At 61.4% G+C, this 22,017-nt stretch carries 17 protein-coding genes; 5 read left to right on the top strand and 12 right to left on the bottom strand.

From position 1 onward, the window contains the following. Both OUZ52_RS16895 and OUZ52_RS16890 read left to right on the top strand, forming a co-directional pair. A partial coding sequence (locus OUZ52_RS16895) for an ATP-binding protein (RefSeq protein WP_266159711.1) occupies positions 1-3,172 on the top strand: 3,172 nt, incomplete at its 5' end. A gap of 135 nt (positions 3,173-3,307) precedes the next feature. Further along, positions 3,308-4,537 (top strand): nucleoside recognition domain-containing protein, encoded by a 1,230-nt coding sequence (locus OUZ52_RS16890; protein WP_266159710.1) that lies wholly within the window; start codon positions 3,308-3,310, stop codon positions 4,535-4,537. Positions 4,538-4,619: 82 nt separating this feature from the next. Here the strand turns inward: OUZ52_RS16890 and OUZ52_RS16885 are convergent, their stop codons facing one another. Further along, a complete protein-coding gene (locus OUZ52_RS16885; RefSeq protein ID WP_266159709.1) occupies positions 4,620-5,648 on the bottom strand; it encodes a hypothetical protein in 1,029 nt (342 codons plus the stop codon). Positions 5,649-5,982: 334 nt separating this feature from the next. Continuing rightward, entirely contained in the window at positions 5,983-6,996 is a 1,014-nt protein-coding gene (locus OUZ52_RS16880) for a hypothetical protein (RefSeq protein ID WP_266159708.1), read from the bottom strand. 306 nt (positions 6,997-7,302) lie between these two features. On the opposite strand from OUZ52_RS16880, the gene OUZ52_RS16875 reads away from it, so the two are divergent. Next, positions 7,303-8,010, top strand: coding sequence for an NRDE family protein (locus tag OUZ52_RS16875; RefSeq protein ID WP_266159707.1), 708 nt, complete (start codon positions 7,303-7,305; stop codon positions 8,008-8,010). A 33-nt stretch (positions 8,011-8,043) separates the two neighbouring features. Here the strand turns inward: OUZ52_RS16875 and OUZ52_RS16870 are convergent, their stop codons facing one another. After that, entirely contained in the window at positions 8,044-8,445 is a 402-nt protein-coding gene (locus OUZ52_RS16870; RefSeq protein WP_266159712.1) for a YchJ family protein, read from the bottom strand. A 298-nt stretch (positions 8,446-8,743) separates the two neighbouring features. Between OUZ52_RS16870 and OUZ52_RS16865 the strand changes: the two genes are divergently transcribed. Then, complete coding sequence (locus OUZ52_RS16865) at positions 8,744-10,651, top strand: CocE/NonD family hydrolase (protein ID WP_266159706.1); 1,908 nt, start codon at positions 8,744-8,746, stop codon at positions 10,649-10,651. Between the two features lie 83 nt (positions 10,652-10,734). Here the strand turns inward: OUZ52_RS16865 and OUZ52_RS16860 are convergent, their stop codons facing one another. From OUZ52_RS16860 to OUZ52_RS16820, 9 genes are all read right to left on the bottom strand, one after another. After that, positions 10,735-11,334, bottom strand: coding sequence for a DUF938 domain-containing protein (locus OUZ52_RS16860; RefSeq protein ID WP_266159705.1), 600 nt, complete (start codon positions 11,332-11,334; stop codon positions 10,735-10,737). A 3-nt stretch (positions 11,335-11,337) separates the two neighbouring features. Next, the gene (locus OUZ52_RS16855; RefSeq protein WP_266159704.1) at positions 11,338-11,535 is read right to left on the bottom strand and encodes a hypothetical protein; all 198 of its coding nucleotides are present in this window, start codon (positions 11,533-11,535) and stop codon (positions 11,338-11,340) included. A gap of 43 nt (positions 11,536-11,578) precedes the next feature. Further along, positions 11,579-12,157: an NnrU family protein gene (locus OUZ52_RS16850; RefSeq protein WP_266159703.1), complete on the bottom strand. Its 579-nt coding sequence runs from the start codon at positions 12,155-12,157 to the stop codon at positions 11,579-11,581. A 328-nt stretch (positions 12,158-12,485) separates the two neighbouring features. After that, positions 12,486-13,049 (bottom strand): HutD/Ves family protein, encoded by a 564-nt coding sequence (locus tag OUZ52_RS16845; protein WP_266159702.1) that lies wholly within the window; start codon positions 13,047-13,049, stop codon positions 12,486-12,488. Continuing rightward, positions 13,046-15,163: an ATP-dependent DNA helicase DinG gene (gene dinG, locus OUZ52_RS16840; protein ID WP_266159701.1), complete on the bottom strand. Its 2,118-nt coding sequence runs from the start codon at positions 15,161-15,163 to the stop codon at positions 13,046-13,048. The genes OUZ52_RS16845 and dinG overlap by 4 nt, the downstream gene beginning before the upstream one ends. A gap of 233 nt (positions 15,164-15,396) precedes the next feature. After that, a complete protein-coding gene (locus tag OUZ52_RS16835; protein ID WP_266159700.1) occupies positions 15,397-16,065 on the bottom strand; it encodes a DsbA family oxidoreductase in 669 nt (222 codons plus the stop codon). 128 nt (positions 16,066-16,193) lie between these two features. Further along, positions 16,194-19,112, bottom strand: coding sequence for a TonB-dependent receptor domain-containing protein (locus tag OUZ52_RS16830; RefSeq protein ID WP_266159699.1), 2,919 nt, complete (start codon positions 19,110-19,112; stop codon positions 16,194-16,196). Positions 19,113-19,428: 316 nt separating this feature from the next. After that, the gene (locus OUZ52_RS16825) at positions 19,429-19,935 is read right to left on the bottom strand and encodes a DUF1993 domain-containing protein (RefSeq protein WP_266159698.1); all 507 of its coding nucleotides are present in this window, start codon (positions 19,933-19,935) and stop codon (positions 19,429-19,431) included. After that, the gene (locus OUZ52_RS16820; RefSeq protein ID WP_266159697.1) at positions 19,932-21,260 is read right to left on the bottom strand and encodes a TCR/Tet family MFS transporter; all 1,329 of its coding nucleotides are present in this window, start codon (positions 21,258-21,260) and stop codon (positions 19,932-19,934) included. Before OUZ52_RS16820 ends, OUZ52_RS16825 begins: the two co-directional genes overlap by 4 nt. A gap of 96 nt (positions 21,261-21,356) precedes the next feature. Between OUZ52_RS16820 and OUZ52_RS16815 the strand changes: the two genes are divergently transcribed. Beyond that, positions 21,357-22,017: hypothetical protein (locus tag OUZ52_RS16815; RefSeq protein WP_266159696.1), on the top strand; the 661-nt coding region annotated here is incomplete at its 3' end.

Genomic DNA, 22,017 nt, shown 5'->3' with positions numbered 1-22,017 from the left:
GTCGGCGCTACTGGTGCCGCCGAACATGGTCGACTTCAATGCGGCGGCGCGCGAGGCCGAGCGCAGTGGCCGCGACCGCAATCTCGCCTCGTATGTGCGTGGTGCCTGGGCCGATCAGCAAGATGCCGACTCCGGTGAAATCGCCACGCAGTACTTGCGCAAGGGAGCGACCTGGACTGCACTGGTGCTGGAATACCGTAACGCGCTGGGCGCGACGGTAAGCCTGATCCGTCTGTTCTGGATCGCCGGCAACAGTTCGGCGTCCGCCGACGTACGCAAGCATTACATGGTGGTCGAGCGTGCCTTCGATGTGGACACCGAGCTCGAAGGCTTCGATCTGGATTTGCGTCAGCTGAAAAACCGGCTCGGCGACGACGTCCATCATTTCGACAGCTTCACCGGCTACGCCGAACGTTTCCGCCGCTTGCTGGGCATCGGCAACGAAATGGCGCTTAAGCTGCTGCACAAAACGCAGTCGGCGAAAAACCTCGGCGATCTCAATCAGTTTCTGCGTGGCTTCATGCTGGATGAGCCGGAGACCTTTGGCGCCGCCGAGCGCCTGGTCACCGACTTTGCCGAACTGGATGCCGCACACAAGGCGGTAGTCACCGCACGCGAGCAAGTAAGCACGCTGACACCCGCGCGCGAGGATTACCAGGCCTTGCTCGAACTGCGCCGGGGCAGCGCCGCGTTGCGCGAGCTGCAGTTGGGCCTGGACGCCTATCGCGAACAGCGCCGCTTAGGCTTGCTCGATCTGCGCCTGGAAGCCATCGCCACGGAGGACCTCGGTCATGCGGGCGAAGAGGCGCAGCGCAGCGAAACCCTGGCCAATCACGAAGACAAGCTAGCCGAGCTGGAGCGCCAGCGGCGCGAGCAGGGCGGCGACCGTATCGACGAGCTAGAGCGCGAGCATGGCCGCGTGGAGCGCGAACGCGACGAGCGCGCCAAGCGCCGCGGCGTGGCCGAGCAAGCCTGCAAGATTCTCGGCCAGGATCTGGCAGGTACCGCACAGGGCTTTGCCGAACAGGTCAGCGCGGCGCAGCAGTGGCTGGAAGACGGCCGTAGCCATGCCCATGCGATGGACGAGCGCATCGCCGAGCTGCTGGGCGACAAGCGTGATAACGAAAAGCGCTTTACCGAGGTGGTCGCCGAGATTCAGTCACTGAAACAACGCCCCTCGAATATCCCGGCGCAGGCGCAGGCGTTGCGCACACGCATGTGCGAAGCGCTCGGTATCGCCGAGAACGCGCTGCCCTTCGTCGGCGAGCTGCTGCAAGTGCGGGAAGAAGATCTGGCCTGGCGCGGTGCGATCGAGCGCGTGCTGCATGGTTTTGCCCAGTCCATGTTGGTCGACGACAAGCACCACAAAGAAGTAGCCGATTGGGTCAATCGCACGCATCTGGCCGGCAAACTGGTGTATTACCGCGTCGGTCGTGGCGAGGCGCTGCAGGGCCGCAAGCCGGATATGCGTTCGCTGGTGCACAAGCTCGACATACGCGCCCATGCACATGGCGAATGGCTGAACGGCGAGCTGGCCAAGCGCTTCGACTACACCTGCGTCGATTCGGCCAGCGGCTTGCGCAAGGCTGATAAGGCGATCACGCGCGAAGGTCAGATCAAACACCCGGGCGACCGCTTCGAGAAAGACGATCGCCGCGCCATCGATGATCGAAAGAACTGGCTGCTGGGCTTCGATAACCGCGACAAGCTGGCGCTGTTCGAGCGCGAAGCCCAGGAGTTGGGGCGACGCATCGGTGCATGCGATGATGAGGTCGATACGATCCGGCAGCAGCGCGAGCGCGGCAATCAACAGCAGCTGGCAAGTAACACGCTGGTCAATTTCAGCTGGGACGAAATCGATATCGCACCCAAGCTTCACCGGCTGGCCGATATCGCCGATCAGCTGCGGCAGTGGCGCGAGGGCAATACCAGCTTGCGCGAGTTGGGCGAGCGCATCGAGAAAGCTCGGGTCGCCCGCGACAACACCAGCAAGGCGCTGGCTGAAATTCGCAGCGAGCGCATGACACTGGAGCGTGAGCGCAAGGGCATCGAGCGTGAACACGATGCCTGCCTGGCACGGCAGACAGTGGCGCCGACACCGTTTCAAATCGAAGGCTTGAGCCAGCGATTGGCCGAATTGCCGGCCTTGAGCCTGGTCAACCTCAGCGATCATTTCCGCACGCTCGAACGCGGCTTGAACGAGCGGCTGGAGCAGTTCGCGGACCGAGATCATGTGCTGTCGCAGAACGTGGTCGACCGCTTTCGCGAATTCCGTCGGCGCTGGCCGCAAGACAGCGGCGATTTCACTCCCACGCTGGATTCGGCGGACGATATTCTGGCCCGCCTGCAGCGGCTTGAACTGGATGGCTTGCCCAAGCACGAAGTTCGCTTCTTCGAGCTGCTGCAAAACCAGAGCAAGAACAATCTGCAACTCTTGCAGCGATACATGGGCGAGGCGCGCAAGTCCATCGCGCAGCGCCTGGATGAGGTCAACGCCAGCCTCGAACAGGTGCCGTTCAATCGCGGCACCTTGCTGACCATCGAGCTCTCCGATCGCCGCCTGCCCGAAGTGATCGAGTTTCAACAACAGTTGCGCGACGTGCTCAGTCATCACCAGACCGAAGACCGCGAGCGCGCCGAAGCGCAGTTCGCCGTGCTGCGCAGTCTGGTGCAGCGACTGGGTGCGCAAGAGCCTGAGCTGCGTCGCTGGCGCGAGAACGTCTTGGACGTGCGCCTGCACGTGGAGTTTTTCGGCGTGGAGCTGGATGCCACCACGCGCGATCAGATCGAAATTTATCGCAGTGGCGCCGGCAAATCCGGCGGTCAGCGACAGAAGCTGGCGACGACCTGCCTTGCCGCCGCCTTGCGTTATCAGCTTGGTGGCGACGATGGCGAAATACCGCGTTATGCCGCGGTCGTGCTGGACGAGGCCTTTGATAAGGCCGACAACGAATTCACCGCCTTGGCGATGAATATCTTCGAGAACTTCGGTTTCCAGATGATCGTCGCCACGCCCTTGAAATCGGTGATGACGCTGGAGCCGTTTATCGGCGGCGCCTGCTTTGTCGAAATCAGCGGTCGTCACGATTCGGGTGTGTTGCTAATCGATTACGACGACGCCGGCCATCGTCTGCAACTACCTGAGCGTGTGCGTGAGGCGGCCGGCGCGTAGCGTCTGAGCGGGGCGCCACGCAGCAGAGGCAGCGATGCCTCTGGTCGTGGCGTCGTTACCCGGCCACAATGCGGCTATGCAGCCGATCGCCTTTTTGCCATCCATGCATTTACCCACTCTGGCCAGGAGTGGCTGGTGCTGAGCCGCCTATGGTTTGGTTTTTTCCTGGTCGCTGCGGTAGCGGCACTCGTGCGCTGGCTGGGCGGGGGGGATGAGAGCGTTTTCGCGGCCATCGTTGCCGCCTTGTTCGATATGGCCGAGTTGTCGGTCAAGGTAATGCTGCTGTTGTTTGGCACGCTGACCTTATGGCTGGGTTTCTTGAACATCGCCGAGCAGGCCGGCGTGGTGAATGGACTGGCACGATGCTTCGGGCCGTTGTTCGCCCGCTTGATGCCTGGCGTGCCGCGCGGGCATCCGGCCATCGGCTTGATCACGCTCAATTTCACCGCGAATGTCCTGGGCCTGGACAACGCCGCCACGCCGATCGGCCTGCGGGCGATGCGCGAGCTGCAAAGCCTCAACCCTTCGAATGACACGGCCAGCAATGCGCAGATTCTGTTTCTGGTGCTCAATGCCTCGTCGCTGACGCTGTTGCCGGTGACGGTCTTCATGTATCGCGCGCAAGCCGGCGCGCATGATCCGACCCTGGTGTTTCTGCCGATCTTGCTGGCGCATTTCGTCGCGAACATCACTGCATTGCTGTCGGTGGCTTTTATGCAGCGGCTGCGCTTGCGAGACCCGGTGGTGCTGGCGTGGCTGGGCGGCGGCGGACTCTTGCTGGGAGCGTTTGTGGCGTTGCTGGCCTCGTTGTCCGCCGTGGTGCTGGCGTCGCTTTCGTCGTTGCTGGGCAATCTGGTGTTGTTCGGCGTGATCATGTTTTTTCTATGCGCCGGGGCGTGGAAGCGAGTGCCTTTGTTCGACAGTTTCATCGAAGGTGCCAAGCAAGGCTTCGATGTAGCCAAGAGCATCTTGCCGTATCTGATCGCCATGCTTTGCGCGGTGGGCGTATTGCGTGCCTCCGGTGCCCTGGATTTCGCCTTGAATGGCGTGCGCTGGCTGGCCCAGCATGCGGGCCTGGATACGCGTTTCGTCGATGCGTTGCCGACGGCCCTGGTCAAACCGTTCTCCGGTAGCGCGGCGCGCGCGATGCTGATCGAGACGATGAATCACTCCGGCGTCGACAGTTTTCCGGCGTTGCTGGCCGCGACCATCCAGGGCAGCACCGAGACGACGTTCTATGTGGTGGCGGTGTACTTCGGCGCGGTGGGCATTCGCCGGGTAAGGCATACCATCGGCTGCGCGTTGTTGGCCGATCTGGCCGGCGTGCTCGCATCCATCGCGGTGTGTTACTGGTTCTTCGGTTGAATGCATGCGCTTGCATTAAAAAAGCACCCCGAGCAGTTCGGGGTGCTTTGTCGGTGCATCGGCTTTCTGGTTGGACGAACGATTAATAGGACAGCGTGGCGGTGCTGGCGGTCGAGGCGATTTTGTAATTGCACTGCGGCGCACCCGAGCCGATCACATTGGTGCCGGCCCATGGCGGCGATGCCACCTGGACTTTGTTGATGTCGTAGACCTTGATGTTGGTGAAGTTGATCGGGCTGCCGGCGTACTGGCTACAGGTGCCGATGCCGTAAGCCTCCAACACGCCGCCGAAGACCCAGGTCAGGGTGCTATAGGGGTTGGTGTTGAGCGTGGTGCTTTTGCCGGTGGTGGTATCGGTCGAGACAATCGCCCACTTGGTGCAGCTCACGCCCGCGGCGCAGGTGGAATAGGTGTCGCCGGTGATCTTGTCGCCTTTGGAGACGTTGATCGGATTGCTGTGATAGGTGGTGCCGCTGACACAGCAGTTCCAGCTGGCCATGGTCCAGGCTTTATCGCCGTAGCCGTTCCAGCCCAGAACCGGTTGCAGGATCGATTGCACGTTGGGCAATTGCTCTAGCCCGGGGAAAAAATACACGACTTGTGAGCCGGCGCTGGCGGGCGCGGCGGGCACGGTCCAGTTGGCGACGATGCGGCCGATCGCCTTGGCGCTGGTGTAGCTGGTGTAAAGCACCCAGCCGCTGTAGCTAGGCACGGTGCTGCGGGCCTGGCCGTACATCGCCTCGATCACGCCGTTCGGATGGATGCGCAAACCGTTGGAGGTGTAGTGCGGCTGTGTGCAAGTGGCGGGTTTGCGCACGGCGCCGTTTGCACGTTCGATGCGGCCATCGGCAAGCAGTTTTTCGTCGGCCTGTACCAGCTGTACGCACGACGCTGAGAAATAGCCGTTGGGCGTGATCACGTAGTCTGTAGGTACGCCGGGTGGACGCAAGCTGGCGTCGAGCGTGGCGACCGACGTGACCACCGCTTCGGGTTGAACGCTTTCTGCGGCTTGTGCCGCAGAGCTGGTAAATCCAAACATCGACAAAGCCAGCAGCATGGATGCACCGATCCAGGCCGATAGGCGGTTTTTGCTTCGCGTAAGACTGTTCATGGGTCGCACTCTCCTGGGTGAACTGCGTGAGTGAAGGCATCCTGCTGGCGAATGCTGCTCGCCCCCTGGGCTATGCACGGCAACCATGGACGCAAGGGCGATTCCTGTGAATTCGGTCGTCCAATGGTTTGCGCAGTGGACACCTAAGTGCCTCATGCTTACTGCGACTTGCACGTACAGGCGACGTGAAGAAAGGGCGCAGGCGCCTTCACCAAGCCTTGATCGTCGAGGTCGTGCGGCGCTGCTTCGATGCCGTGCAGCCAGCCCTCTGCAACCCTAAAACAAAGGCACCCTGAAACGTCCAGGGTGCCTTGGCTCTTGGCAACGGTTGGTATCAGTAATTCAGCGTGCTGGTGCTCGATGTCGCATCAATGCCGTAATTGCATTGCGGCGATTGCGAGCCGACCGGGTACGACTTGCCCCACGGCGGCGAGGCCACCTGGTTGCCGTCCTGGGTGTACACCGCGATGTTGGTGAAACTGATCGTGCCGCTGGCAGGGTATTGATCGCAGGTGTCCACGCCATAAGCCTCCAGCACGCCACCGAAGACCCAGGTCAGGCTGCCATAGGGATCCGTATTGAGCGTGCTGTTCTGGCCGGTGCTGACGTCGGTGGAAACAATCGCCCAGTTAGAGCAGCTCGCTCCGGCGGCACAGGTCGAGTAGGTGTCGCCAATCACCTGATCGCCGTCGGAGACATTGATCGGGTCGCTATGAAACGTGGTGCCGTCTACACAGCAGTTCCAGCTGGCCAAGGTCCAGGCGGAGTCGCCGTAACCGTTCCAGCCCAGCACCGGCTGCAGAATGGATTGCACCGTGGGCAATTGCTCCAGGCCAGGAAAGAAGTAAATCACCTGGCTGCCCGCATTCGACGGGGCGGTGGGTACGGTCCAGCTGGCGACGATGCGACCGATCGAGCTGGAGCTGGTGTAGTCGGTGTCGATGACCCAGCCACTGATGCTCGGATGGGTATTGCGACGAGCCGCGACCGAGATCGCACCGTTCGCTTCAATGCGTGTGCCGTTTAAGCTGTAGTGAGCTTTGGAGCAGGTAGCGGGTTTGCTCACCAGGCCATTGGCGTGTTGGATGCTGCCGTCCTTATGCAGTTTTTCATTGGCGTGCACCGTCTGCACGCACGAGGCTGCAAAGTAACCATTCGGGGTCACTACAAAATCGCTGGGAACGCCTTCGGGTCGTTGGGTGCTGCTGAGTGTGCTGACCGCGGTAACGGCCAGCTCAGGTTTCGTGTTCTCAGCTGCTTGCGCCATGCTGCTCAGGCCCAGCATGGTCATCGTCATAAGTATCGATGCGCCTATCCATGACAGGCGTTTATGGGTGAATCGTTTCATTGATTGCGCACTCCTCAGGTTGATAGATGAGCAAGCGCGATCCATCGCGTGAAGGGTGTACCCCCTCAAAACGAAGCGACACGACAAACACGGAGGTTGAACCCTGGAATTTTCCAGCCGTGGCAGGTGTGGCGAAAGCCACAGCCGAGGTACTGTTGCGGCTTAGGCGTACAACCGATGTGAATAGATCAATTGGATGTCTTCACTGCTTTTTGATCTGGCGGCCAATGACTACTGAGCTTGTGCGAGACTCGCAGGATTTAACGCCAAAGCTTGCGTTGAACTTACAAATAGAGGGTTTTCGCCATGTGTTTGATTGCTTTTGCATGGAACGCGCATCCGCACTGGCGTTTGTTGCTGGCGGGGAATCGTGATGAATTTCACGCGCGCCCCAGCGCGGCGCTGGCGCGTTGGAGCGATATGCCGATACTCGCCGGTCGCGATCTCGAAGCCGGCGGCACCTGGCTTGGCGTGAGTGACAGCGGACGTTGCAGTGTAGTGACCAATGTGCGCGACCCGACTGATCCGCAGCTTGGTCGCTCGCGCGGTTTGCTGGCGCTGGATTATCTCGGCGGTGCAGCCAGCGCAGAGGTTCATGCATCGCATGCGTACTATCTGGGCAATCGTCCCGAGCCGCGGGCGCAGCCGATCACTGCCGGTGTGCATGGTCTTTCCAACGCGGATTTCAATACGCCGTGGCCGAAAACCCGGATCTTGATGCAACGCTTGCAAGCGTGGCTGGATAGCGACAGCGGTGATGATGTCGCGCCGCTGTTCGATGCGCTTGCCGATGAGCACGTCGCCGCCGATGCCGAACTTCCCGATACCGGCGTGGGCTTGGAGCGTGAGCGCTGGCTGTCATCGGCCTTCATTCGCGGCGAGCAGTACGGCACGCGCGCCAGCACGATCGTGGCGCTGGATTATCAAGGGCGGGGCTGGCTCACTGAGCGGCGCTTCGGCCGCCAGGGTCACTACGAGGGTGAAACGACGTTGCGGGTGGGCGAAAGCAAGTAAGGCGCTGCGATATGCGACCGCGCGTGGTGTGGATTACTCGCCGGGAAAGCTGCCGTCGAGGTAATACCAGTGGTTGTCCTCACGCACGAAACGGCTGACCTCGTGCATGCGCTGCGCCTTGCCGCCGCCATAGCGCAGCCGTGCCACGAACTCGACGATGGCGTGGTCGCCCTCGCTTTCATGTCGCTGCACAGTAAGCCCCAGCCAACTCGGCGCCGGTTGCTGCGCGGCAAGCTTGAGATGGTCGGGGCGGGTGCTGGTATGCCAGGTGGCCAGCAGATACTCCTCGCGCTTGAGCACATAGGCGCTATAGCGCGAACGCATCAGTTGCTCCGCCGTGCCGGCCGCGCCACCGTCATGCAACGGGCCGCAGCAGCGGGCGTAGCCATCGGGATGGCCGCAAGGGCAGGGGGTGAGCGTGTCGACGACTTGCACGGTAGGGTAATCAGAAGCGGCGATGATGGAGCCATCGTGAACCATCGCGGCGAAAAATCAAACCATCGGCTCTGATGCGCGAGCTTCCCTTGCGGCTGTCGCGCCCGCTGGCTGGATAGCGCGCGATGTGGAGATTGCAGGTCATCGCCGCGGCTTGTTGGCGCGGAGGATTTGGTGTCGGCCACAAGGCCCGCGAAAAGATCGTGAACAGGCTTTATAGTCGGACCGCTGCGGGGAGACGCAGCCACTCACGAACCCACCACGGCAGGCGGAGCCCTGCCGGTCCCCGGAGGCTTCCATGCGTACTGGTTGTTACTTGCTTTGCGTTGCCCTGTTCGCTGCTGGCGTAGCCAGTGCGCAAACGGCGCCGCTGACGCCGGATATCCCGGCCAAATTCGTTGCCCCTACCGCGAGCAGTAATTACCTCAAGCGCGAGGTGATGATTCCGATGCGCGACGGGGTAAAGCTGCATACCGTCATCATCATTCCCAAGGGCGCCAAGCATGCGCCGATTCTGTTTACCCGCACCCCCTACAACGCCAGCGGCCGAGTGATGCGCCTGGCCTCGCCGGACATGTTGTCGCAATTGCCGCAAGGCGATGAGGTCTTTGTGCGCGGCGGTTATATCCGCGTTTTCCAGGACGTGCGCGGCAAATACGGATCGGAGGGCGACTACGTCATGACCCGCCCGTTGCGCGGGCCGTTGAACGCCAGCAAGGTCGATCACTCCACCGATGCCTACGACAGTATCGACTGGCTGGTGAAAAACCTGCCCGAGTCCAACGGCAAGGTCGGCATGCTGGGCTCCTCATATGAGGGCTTTACCGTGGTGATGGCCTTGATCAATCCGCATCCGGCGCTGAAAGTCGCCGCGCCGGAAAGCCCGATGGTCGATGGCTGGATGGGAGACGACTGGTTCCACTACGGTGCGTATCGCCAGACCAACTTCGACTACATCCAGGGTCAGACCGCGCAAAAGGGCAAGGGCGAAGGGGTGACGCGCGCCGGCTACGACGACTACAGCAATTTTCTGCAGGCCGGTTCGGCCGGGGATTACGCACGTGCCGCCGGTCTCGAGCAGTTGCCGTTCTGGCGCAAGCTGGAGGAGCACCCAGCCTATGACGTGTTCTGGCAGCAGCAGGCGCTGGACAAGATCATGGCGCAGCAGCCGTTGAAGGTGCCGACCATGTGGCTGCAAGGCTTGTGGGACCAAGAGGACATGTGGGGCGCCATTCACAGCTATGCGCTGACCGAGCCCAAGGACAGCGGCAACGACAAGAACTATCTGGTGATGGGGCCGTGGCGGCATAGCCAGGTGAACTACGACGGTACCTCGCTGGGGCCGTTGCAGTGGCAGGGCGATACCGCCGAGCAGTTTCGCCGCGATGTGCTCAAGCCGTTTTTCGATCAGTATCTGCTCGATGGCGCGCCCAAGGCCGATACCCCGCCGGTGCTGATCTACAACACCGGCGAGAACCGCTGGGACCGCTATAAATCATGGCCGCTGAGCTGCGACCAGGGCTGCGCGGCCAAGCCCAAGCCGCTGTACCTGGGTGCCGATGGCGGTTTGTCGTTCCAGGCGCCGGCCGTGGCGGCGGCAAAGTTTGACGAGTATGTTTCCGATCCGTCCAAGCCGGTGCCGTATTTGCCGCGGCCGATCCATTTTGCCGATCACGATGCGTGGACGCGCTGGCTGGTCGGCGATCAGCGCTTTGTCGATGGACGTCCAGACGTCCTCAGCTATGTCAGTGCGCCGCTGACCGAGCCGTTGCATATCGGCGGTGCGCCGGTGGTGAATCTGTATGCTTCCACCAGCGGTACGGATAGCGACTGGGTGGTGAAGCTGATCGATGTTTATCCCGCCACGATGGCGTCGAATCCGGCCATGGGCGGTTACGAGCTGGCGGTATCGCTGGATATTTTCCGTGGCCGCTATCGCGACAGCTTCGAGCATCCGCAGGCGCTTACGCCGGATCAGCCCTTGCTCTATAGCTTTGGCTTGCCGACCGCGAACCATGTATTCCTGCCCGGCCACCGCATCATGGTGCAGGTGCAATCGAGCCTGTTCCCGTTGTATGACCGCAACCCGCAAACCTTCGTGCCGAATATTTTCGACGCCAAGCCGGCGGATTATCGCAAGGCCACGCAGCGGGTATGGCATGCGCCGGATACGGCCAGCTTCATCAGCTTGCCGGTGGTGCCGTAAGCCATCGATTTGCGCTCGCTCTTGCGGCCTCTGCTACAGGAGCGCAAGAGCGAGCACGGGGCTGGTTTCCTGGCGCTGATATCTCAACGCCGCTGCCAGATCCGGCAGCGGTTGTTCGCGGGCATCGCGATATCGTCGAGCAGATAAAAGCCTGCGGTCGTGGCCAAGGCGTCCACCGCTCCCGCATCGCGGATGCCCATGTGTTCGCCGCGTAACTTGAGCGATTGATCGAAGGCGGCGTTGCTGTCGCTGCTGTAGCGCCCTTGCTGATTGAAAGGGCCATAGATCGCCAGCACGGTGCCGCGGTGGCTGATCTGCGGCAGCTTGGCAAACAGTTGCTCCACCTCGCTCCAGGCCATGATGTGCAGCGTATTGGCGCTGAAGATGGCGTCGTAGCGTTGCGTAGGCCAAACACCGCCGACATCGAAAGCGAGTGGCGCCGGCGTATTCGCTAGCCTGGCTTCGTCCAGCCATTGCCGGATACCGGGCAGGTTCTCTGCCCGGTCCGAGCTTTGCCAGGTCAGCTGCGGCATGGCCGCCGCGAAATGCACGGCGTGTTGGCCGCTGCCGCTGCCGATTTCCAGTACCTGCCGGGCATCGGCAAAGTGACTGCGCAGCACCGCGAGAATCGGTTCGCGATTGCGCTCGCACGCTGGCGAATACGGCTTGTCCGATACCGGCATGGCTCAGCCGGGCCGACCGCGCAATACGCGTGCCGGCAGCATCAGGATCGCGCGCAGCAGCGAGAAGACGGCCTCGACCGAAATGCCGATCAGGCGGAACGGCAGGAGCAATAGCCAGACGATGGGATACAAAACCAGCGCGATCAGCGCAATCGGCCAGCAAAAGATCAGCAGCAACAGCCAGAGTAGAAAAGTAAGCATGGAATCGTCCTCGCGTTAAGTCGGGAATCTGCCGGGTGCGCGATCAGTGCAGTGGATTCACACCGATCAACCGGGTATGCAGTACGAAAGCGAATACCGCCCAGACGATCACGCCAGCCAGCACGGTCAGCACATCGCCTTTAAGCTGGCCTGCGGGATACACCGTGCCGGCAAGGCGATCACGTCGGCGGCTGGTAATAAAGTCGAGCACCGCCCAAAGCAAGAAGGCACCGAACAGCACCACGTCATGCAGCATGCCGGTGGCAAGCAGATGGCCAAACGCCCATGTCTTCACGCCCGCCAGCATCGGGTGACCCAGCTTGGCTTTGATCCGATTGCCTGGCACATAAGCTGCCGCGATCAAGATAAAGGCGAGCAAGGTAAACAGCCCATTGAGATGACGCAGCCACATCGGCGGCACATACAGCAGCACAGGCTGCTGGCGCGCCAGGCCAAAGCCCCACACGATCAGCCCAAAACCGACGATGGAGATGACTGAGTAGAGGCCTTTCCAGCCCTTGTCTCCCAGTCGTGCCCGCTGCCGGCTGCGCCAGTCGTCGGCGAAGATGCGCACGGAATGCACACCGAGAAAAAGCACCAGACCTAAGATCAGTACGAGCATGACTGGTCACCTGTACAGCTTATGGGGTCGGGCAAGTATAGGCGCCGGCGGCTGGCTCGCAGGTAGGCAAGGAGTCAGGGGTTGTCTTTCTGTGCGCGGGGGGGCTTGTCGCAAGTTTTCACCCCTCCCCAGCCCTCCCCTGCAAACAGGGGAGGGGGTGCGACGGGGCCAGCTTTTGCTTCCAGGCTCGCGCAGAAGCTTGAGCAAGACCGCCAATGACTCCTCCCCCTTCAAGGGGGAGGTTGGGAGAGGGTAAACAAGCTTGCGACAGCATTTCAGCGAGGCCTTGGAGCAAACACTCAAGGCCCCGCGTAACCGACAGCAGACGCTAAGCCGTAGCGCTTACGATCCGCACCACCAGTGCCACCGCACCATCCGATAGATCGACGCCGGCATCCGGCGGAAACAACCATGCATCGCCAGGATGCAGCACGCCGTCTGTGGTGTCGATACGACCACGCGCGCAATAAATCAGCACGGTGCCGTCATACACCCGATAGTTGCCGGGCGTCGTCCAGGCGACGACTTCGCCATGGCCGTGACCGCGCCGCGTCATCAGGTTGAAATCGCGCGTAGCGCCACCGGCCAGCGTAACGGTGACATCAGCTTCGCCGGCAAAGGCAAACGGTTCGAACGGCGTGAGCAAGGCATGCTCACGGTTGCCGTCGAGCATCATGGTGAAGCCCGCACCCTCCAGCAGGGCGATATGCCGATCGATGCCGGGAAAGGCGGAGAACGGTGCGGCCCGGTTGACCTCGGCCACGCTGACCCGCCACAGGAAATGCTCGCTATCGGCGCCGGGTGGATGGACGGCGATCTGTCGGGTCAGGCCCTGGCCGTTTTTCCACGGTAGCGGTGGGCATTCGGCGGCACGGATGATGCGTGTGCTCATGCCACCCTCTCGATAACCCGGGTAAATGGCGGCAGGGCTTTCAGCATGCCTACGCCGTAACGCTTCAACACCACGCGGCGGTCGAGCAGCACGATGCGGCCATGATCGGTTTCGGTGCGAATCAGGCGGCCGCAATATTGCGTCAGCAGCCGGGTCGCCTCGGGCACGGTGACTTCGATGAAGGGATTGCGGCCGCGCGACTCCAGCCATTCCGCATAGGTGGCACCGACCGGATCGGTTGGCACGGCAAACGGCAGCTGCGTGATCACCACGGTTTCGCAGAGCTTGCCGGGCAGGTCCAGGCCTTCGCCAAAGGAGGCCAGGCCAAACAGCGTGCTGCCTTTGCCTGCCTCGATATCGGCAATGTGCTCGTTAACCAGTTGCGCCTTGCCCAGCGAACCCTGTGCGCGCACCCGGCGCACATGTTGAATCGGCAGCTTTTGCAGCACCCGGTCGAGCTTGGCACGCGAGGTGAATAGCACCAGGTTGCCGGCATCCCAATCGAGATTTTCGGCGAGCCAGTCGGTGATCTCCTGGGCATGCTCTTCGCGCGCTTCGGGCAAGGCGCGCAATGCGGGCACTTCCAACCGCGCCTGGGCGGCGAGGTCGAACGGCGAGGGCAGGCTGAGTGTCACCGCATCGTTGGGCAGGCCGACCGCATCGGCGAAGCCGCGGAAATTGCCGCCCGCGCTCAGCGTGGCCGAGGTCATGACTACGGCGCTGGCGTTGTCCCACAGCACATGGCGCAACAAGCCGCCGGCAGAGACCGACGAGGCATGGCAAACCAGTTGTTGATCGTTGGCCAGGGTGACCCAGCGGGCCAGCGGCGGGGCATTGTCGGGGTCGTCGCTGGACCAGGCCTGCCAGGTGCGGGCTTGTTTATCGATACGCTCCAGCGCCATGCCCAGCTCGCGCGTTAGCGCCTCCTGGGTGGGGCCGCCTTCGCTCATTTCCATTACCGCGCGGCGTACCGCGCCTAGCCAGCGCTGGATCTCGGTGGTGTAGGCAGACAGTAAGCGCGCGTGATCCGTCCACGACTCCGGCAGTTGGCCGAGCGAGGCGCGAAACATCGGTTCTGCTTCGTTGGCATCGGGCAGCCAGCCTAGCCGGATGTCTTTTTCCAGCTCCTCCAGGGCATCGCTGAGTTGCTGGAGTTTTTGATCGCCGGCATCGAGGCTGAGCTTGCCCAGGCTCTCTTTGTCGGTCAGCGAATAGGCCGCGTGGACCTGCCGGCCCAATCGGCTGAGCTGGCGCACGGTGGCGCCGAGAAAAACTTCGGTGGCGCCGCGGTCGATCGCCTTGCCCGGCACGTGATGGCCTTCGTCGAAGATATAAAGCGTTTCTTCCGGCTTGGGCAGAATCACCCCGCCCTGGCTGTCCGGCCCGCTGGACATGGTGAGGTCGGCCAGCACCAGGTCTTGATTGGCGACGATGATGTCGGCATCGGCAATCGCGCGGCGCGCGGCGAACAAGGGGCAAATCATGAAATGCGCGCAGCGGCGCCCGGTGCAGCCGCCGGCGGTGGTGGTCACCATCGGTCGCAACAGATCGCTGATCGGTTCGGGCGCGCTGTCGATATCGCCATTCCAGCTTTCGGCGTCGAAGGCGGCGGCGAGCTTGGACAGGGCTTGTTTGTCGCGCTCGGCCGGCGGTTTGGCCCATAGCGCCAGGTCCGCATCCATGCCGCCGCCGGGCAAGCCCAGGCCCATCTGCGCGGAATCTTGCAGGCTGCTGGCGGCTACGCGCAGGTTGCGCAGGCATAGGTAACGGCCCATGCCCTTGGCCAGCGCCACTTTCATGTCGTAGCCGCTGAGCTTCAGGTACAGCGGAATATCCCGTTGCACCAATTGCTCTTGCAGGGCGACGGTGGCGGTGGCGATCAGCAGTTTCTTCTTTTGCGCTCGCGCCACCTCGACCCCGGCGATCAGGTAGGCCATCGACTTGCCGGTGCCGGTGGGTGCCTCGATCACCGCGGCGCCGCCGCTGATCGCCAGTGCCTTGGCGACCTCGGCGATCATCTTGCCTTGCGAGGCGCGCGCGCGAAAACCCGGCAAGCCGTCTTTCAGGCGCGCATAGGTGGCACGGATGGTGGCTTTGGTGTCGTCGCTAAGCATGTGGCCGGGGTTGTAGCGGAGAAGGCACGCTACGCGGCCGGCCCTGAAGGGCCCGAGCCGCGGAGTGACCGGTCATTGTACGGGGCGACGCGCTGGCGTGCGGTGAGACGGCCGGTCGAGCATGCGACATGACCCCGGCGCCCAGTGTTCAGGTCAGTTGCGGCGGCCTGCGCTGATTCGGCCGACGGGGCCAGCCCGGCCGTGGCCTGGGGCTTGGCCCGGTCGGAAGTTTGTCAGGACTGCGCTGAGCGATCTTCGGCGGCGATCTTGCGCAGGGTTTCCTCGAACACCTCGGGCGGCTGGCCACCCTGGATCAGGTAGCGCTCGTTGATGATGATGGCCGGCACCGAGTGAATGCCTTGGGCTTGATAGAACTGCTCTTGCTCGCGTACTTCATCGGCGTAGCGGTTCTCGCTGAGCACCGCGCGCGCTTCGTTGGTGTCCAACCCGGCCTCGCCGACGATACGCAGCAGCACATCGCGTGAACTGATGTCCTCACCCTCGGTGAAGTACGCCTTCAGCAAGGCTAGTTTCAAGGCGGTCTGGTGGCCGGCAAGCTCGGCCCAATGCAGCAGGCGATGAGCGTCGAAGCTGTTGTAGATGCGCTGGCGTTTGCTCATGTCGAAGGTGAAGCCGAGCGCCGCGCCGCGCTGCCGGATCGCCTCGTGATTCTGCGCGAACTGTTCCGGCGTACTGCCGTACTTGCGCGCGAGATGCTCACGGATATCTTCGCCTTCCGGCGCCATCTGCGGATTCAGCTCGAACGGCTGGAAATGCAGCTCGGCGCTCACTTGGCCGTCCAGGCGCTGCAGTGCTTGTTCCAGCGACTTCAGGCCGACAGCGCACCAAGGGCAGACCACGTCGGAGACGAAGTCGATTTTCAAGGGGGTAGGAGTAGTCATCGCCATGCTCGATGGGGGGTATGCCCTCAGATGGGGATGAACGGGAAAAATAAAACCGGGTCGCCGAAAGGGCAATAAAGAGCCGGCCTTGGCCGGCTCTTTATTTCCGTTGGAGCTACTGCGTTCTATCAGAATTTGTAGTTAACGCCTGCGTAGTAAGCCCGGCCAATGGCGTCGTACAAGCCGCTGCCGAAGGTGGTGCCGAACAGGTTCACCGGTGGATCGCGATCCAATACGTTAGTGATGCCGACATAGGCTTGCCAGCCGCTGTTGTTGAACTTGTAGCTGGCCTTTAAGTCGTTGAAGAAGCCTGAAGACGCATTAATCGGCGTGGTCTGAGTCGGGTTGGAGCGATAGCTTTCGTTGCTCACGCGCAGCATTGGGGAGAAATAGCGCGCGTTCCAGTTGAACATCCAGTTGTTCAGCGAATAGGTCGCGCGCAAAACCGCCTTCCACTCAGGGTAGCCCAGCGTGCCGTTTCTCTGCATAACGGTGCTTGGGTCGTCCTGAAACGGGCGCTCGGTATAGGCGATGGTCTTGGTCGCATCGACAGCCCAATTCATCCTGCCGCCGAATAGCGGATGTGCGTAATAAGCACCCATATCGACGCCGGAGGTGCTTAGCGAAGAGACATTCTGGTTGATCGATCTGACGTAAACGAGTTCATGGGTGATGTTGTCGCGCTGGACGTTCGGGCAGTACGTGTTGCCGATACCGGAGGTCGAATCCACGCAACGGTTGGCGGTGTCGGTGCCGGTCGGTGCAGAGATGGCATTGGTCAGCTTGATGTTCCAGTAATCCACGGTGATGCCGAAGCCGCTGAGGAACTGCGGCGTGAGCACGATGCCGGTGGTCCAGGTACGACCTTGCTCGGGTTTCAGGTTGGGGTTGCTGCCGGAGACGCCGCGAATGGTTGCGCTGTTGACGGAGGTCCAGCCCGCTGGAATGCCCAGCGCCGAACAATTCGCCTGGCGCAGGGATGGATTCGGGCCGTTCGGGATCTCTGTGACGGAGCAAGGGTCCGTGATGCGGAAGAAGTTTTCGGTTTGGCCGCTGTATAGCTCGCTGATATTCGGTGCCCGCACGGCGCTGGACATGGTGCCGCGCAGACGGACATTGTCATCGATTGACCAGTCCAGTCCCCAGCGCCAGGCCTTGGTACGGCCGATGTTGCTGTAGTCGGAGAAACGGGCGGCGGCATCGAAAGTCAGGTTCTGCGCGAACGGGCGACCGGAAAGTAACGGCATGGCGGTTTCGACATAGCCTTCCTTCACGCTATAAGCGCCGCCTGACGGTGGGATGGCGTTGAGGAAGGTCAGCCCGGCCACATCCAATGGATCGGTGATCTGGCGACTGCTTTCGCGGCGAAATTCCACGCCGGCCGCCAAGCTCGCGGAACCGGCGTCGAACGGCATCTGGAACAGATTGTTGTTGGTCACCGAGCCGCCGCCGACGAACTGTGTCAGCTTGGATCGGGTGGTGGTCGTGGTGTTGAACCAGTTGGCGGCGGCCGGATTGATCGCGCCGTTGCCGAAAATACTAGTCGGAACACAGCCGCTGAGGGCGATTGGATTCAATACATTGCCGGTCTGCGTGTTGATCGAATTCGGATCGAGCGACGAGCGGCAGACGATATTGCCGCTGAGCGGATCGCGCACGGCGTCGATCGAGGCTGCAAAGCGATCTTTGATACGGTTATTGAGGTTGCGGCGAGTTTCGTCGGTGACGCCGTAATTCACTGAGGCGTCGTATTCCCAGTCACCAGTGATCACACCGTTGATGCCAAATACCGCACGTGTGGTATTGCGAGTGGTGTCTTCGCCACGGCGGCCAGCATCGACGTCAAAGCGCGACACGTTGATGCTCTTGGCGCCGTTGGCGCTCATCAATGCGGCGAGTTCAGGGGAGATATAGGCGTTGTCGCTGGCTATCGTGTAGGCCGATGACGCGGCGCCGAATGCCGGCTGGCTGTACTTCTTGACCTTGACGTTGCTATAGGTGCCTTCGAAGTACAGACGGTGCTCGGGCGTGATATTGAAGCTGGCGACGCTGCTTATACTGGTGCGGCCGTAGCGTGGTTGCAGCTGGCTGACCTGATTCGTATCGAGGCGATCACAATTGGTGCAGCGGCCGGTGTTGTCATAAAGCCCGTCAAAGCGTTGCGCACGCACATTGCCGTTCGGATCGAACACATAGCGCTTGCTGACATCTGTAGTCTTGCCGAGCGAAAAGGTGCCACCGTCGGTAATCGTGTAGCTGCCGGCGTTGCCGAACAACGCGGTATCGGTGGGGCCGTTGGGCGTCCTGATCGTGGTGTAGGACTGACGCCCGAAGCGGTCGCTGAATTGCAGCGAGTCTCGATCGCTGCGCTCGACTAACACCGCGACGTTGCCGCGATCCTGGGCGAAGTTCATGCCACCGGTCAGCGAAAGCAGTTTGTTGCCGAAACCGCCATGTTCGGAGCTGCCGTACTGCGCCTGCAGGTTGGCGCCTTGATAGTTCTTTTTCAGGATGAAGTTGACGACACCGGTCACCGCATCAGCACCATATACCGCCGAAGCGCCGCCGGTAATGATTTCCACGCGCTCGACCCAATCGGTTGGGATCAGATTGACGTCGACGGCGGTATCGCCCGCGCTGGAGCCGACAAAGCGCCGGCCGTTGACCAGCACCAGGGTGCGCTCGGTACCCAGATTGCGCAAATTCTGCTGGGCGATGCCGGCGGTACCGATGTACCGGCCGGAGTTGCCCATGGTGAAGGTGGTCGACAGTTGCGGCATCGTGGTCATCAGGTCGCCGATGTTGACGGCGCCGGTGGCTTTGATATCCGCAGCGGTCAATACGCTGACCGGCGTTGGCGAGATTACGTTCGGATTCGAGATGCGACTACCGGTAACGGTGACGGTTTCCAGGCTGGTGGTCGGCTTCTTCGTGTCGGTTTTGTTGGCGGCATGGTCTTGCGCCATGGCGGTGCTAGTGCCCAGTGCGGCCAGGCAGGCGACTGCCAGAAAATGGCGGGTGTAGGTGTAACGGTTCCTTGTCGTCATGGCTATCTCCCTTCACGGACAATGGCAAAACATTTAAAAATCAGTTGTGTGCAGCATCACTCTGGTGGGTGGCAACGATCTGTACGTCGTCAGCTTATGAGTGAGACCATAGGCCAGAAACGTAAGAAATTACGAGTTGAGCACAGCAAGCTGACACGAAACTTGCGAATCGTGAAGAAAATGTGAATTAAACCGTCGCGAGACTTGTGCTGAGGGGCCGCGGTTTTCCACCGAGCGGACACGGCAAAGCATGCGAGGTGCTCACTACCTCGCATGCTTTGGCTTACTGATTTAAGTGGCTGCTACCAGCGGGGGCTTACGCCTTGCCGATAAAATCTGATTTGCCCAGCTCGGCTCCGCTCGAACGCAAGATCGCGTAGGCGGTGGTGCAATGGAAGAACACGTTGGGTAGCACGTAGTGCAGCAGGTAGATCTCGCCTTCGAAATGAAGATCGCCAGTGCGGCTCTTGATTTCGATGGGGCGGGTCTCGCTGCCGTCGATCTGTTCGGGCTTGTAGCTTTTGATGTAGTCGATCACCCGATCCAGACGAGCGTGTAGTTGCTCGAAGGTGGTTTCGTTGTCTTCGATCTTCAGCGGATCGACCCCGGCCAGGCGAGCGCAGGCGTTCTTGGCCATGTCGGTGGCGATCTGCACCTGTTTCACCAACGGCAGCATGTCGGGGATCAGTCGCGTTTGCAGCATGACCTCGGGCGTGACGCCTTTAGCCGACGCATGGGCCTCGCCCTTTTTCAACACATGGCTGAGGTTGCTCAAGGCGCGCAAGAAAACCGGTACAGAAGCTTGGTACATGGATAAGGTCATGGCAGGGGTCCCAATGAATCGGCGGTTTGAGGGGGCAGCGGCTCGATACCATTGCACCCGGAATCGTTGGCTGGGTTCTTGGCCAGATCAGCGGTATGCCGGGTAATGCGTATAACAATCACCGTGCCGACCACCAGCAATGCGGCCGATAACAGAAAAGCCAAGCCAGGCAGATGCAGCGACGACTGTTTGGCAATCGAAAGCGAGAACACCTGGGCAAACAAGAACGGCCCGAAGATGCCGGCAAAGCTGTTCAGGCTGCTGATCGCGCCTTGCAGGCGCCCTTGTTCGGTGGGGTCCACCTGATGCGTCATCAATGCCTGGATGGGTGGCCCAGCCATACCCCACAACGCCACCAGCGGCACCCCGATCAGGAACAGCGCGCCGCTGCCGGCCAGCCCCATCACGATAAAGGCGCCGATGCCGAATAACATGCCGGCGAGCAGGATGCGGCGCTCGCCAAAGCGCGGCGTGAGACGACCGGTCAGCACCGCCTGAACAAAGCCGTCGCAGGCACCGACAAACATCAGCACAAAGCCCACTGCTTGCGGCCCCCAGCCGTAGCGGTAATCGGCATACAGCACAAAGACGGTTTGCAGGACGAAGTGGGCCAGATAGACCAGAAACAACACCACCGCCAGGCCAAGCACCTGCGGGTAGCGGCGCAGCAACTTGAGCGAGCCGAACGGGTGTGCGCTGTGTGGTTCAAAGCGCGCGGTGCGGCGCTCCTTCGGCAGCGATTCGGGCAACACAAAAAAGCCATACAAGAAATTGCACATGGCCAGGCCGCCGGCGACCCAGAACGGCAGGCGCAGGTCGATGTGGCCCAGCCAGCCGCCCAGGCCCGGACCGAGGATAAAGCCCAGGCCAAAAGCGCTACCCAGCACACCGAACGCCGCCGAGCGCTTTTCCGCCGGGGTGATGTCGGCGATATACGCATTGGCAGTGGAAAAGCTGGCCGCGGTCATGCCCAGCATGATGCGGGCGACAAACAGCAGCCACAGGGTCGGCGCCAGGGCCAGCACGACGAAGTCCACGGCCAGGCCGAAGTTCGAGATCAAGATCACCGGGCGGCGGCCGAAGCGGTCTGACAGCGCCCCCTGCACCGGCGAAAAGAGAAACTGCACGATGGCGAACACGGTGCTGAATACACCCACCCACCAGGCGGCTTGCGCAATACCGCCGCCGGCCAGTTGTTCAACCAGATGCGGCAGCACCGGGATCACGATGCCGAACGCCAACATGTCCAGCAGCACCGTGACAAAGATAAAGGCGACCGCGGCGCGACGGCGCGGCGGGATTACGGGGGTAGCGGGCTGGTCCATGAAGGCGATTGGAGCAATGGGATACGCACCATAGCGCAACCTTTGCTACAGGTAATGTGCATCTATGATGCGAGGCCCATGACGCAAGGAGACGGTATGACACTGATAGGAATTCGGCTGCTGGCCTGTGTGTTTTGCAGCCTGATGGCGGCACCGGCGCTGGCGCAGTTACGGGTGGACAGCCTTAGTGATACGCAAGGCGACGCCACGCTCAAGTTTCCGCTGCTCAAGGGTGGCGATGCTGCTGCAACGCAGCGCATCAATACCTGGCTGCAAGTAACCCAGTTGAAGAAACTCCCTGGCAAGTATCGTCAAAGTCCGTTTGAGGACATCGTGCCGGCGCCGGGATCGAGCCAGGGAGTGGATGCCTTGGACTATGCGGTGAAGGGCAATACGCCAGGTTATTTATCGTTGCAGATTCAAGGCGAATATATGGGGGCGTCGGCCAACCCTTTTAGCCTGAGCTACAACTTCGATATCAAGAGCGGTGAACTGATCGCGTTGCAAGACGTTTTCACCGCGCCGGGATTAACGCAGCTTACCGAGCGCGTGCGCGAAAAACGGCTTAAGCGATTGGACAGCTACCTTGGCAAGGCCAAGCGCGATGGCAGCGTCGATGACGGCGGCGACGCGCTGAAAATGTATAGCGCTTGTCGCGAACGTTTTGCCGCCGATGATTTATCGACCAACCAACTGAACCTGAGCAAGAACACCCTGACGCTGATAGCCGACTGCGCCACCACGCATTACCAGCAGG

Source organism: Dyella silvatica (assembly GCF_026283955.1).
Taxonomy (GTDB): Bacteria; Pseudomonadota; Gammaproteobacteria; order Xanthomonadales; family Rhodanobacteraceae; genus Dyella_C; species Dyella_C silvatica.
This window is presented reverse-complemented; position numbering and strand designations above follow the sequence as displayed.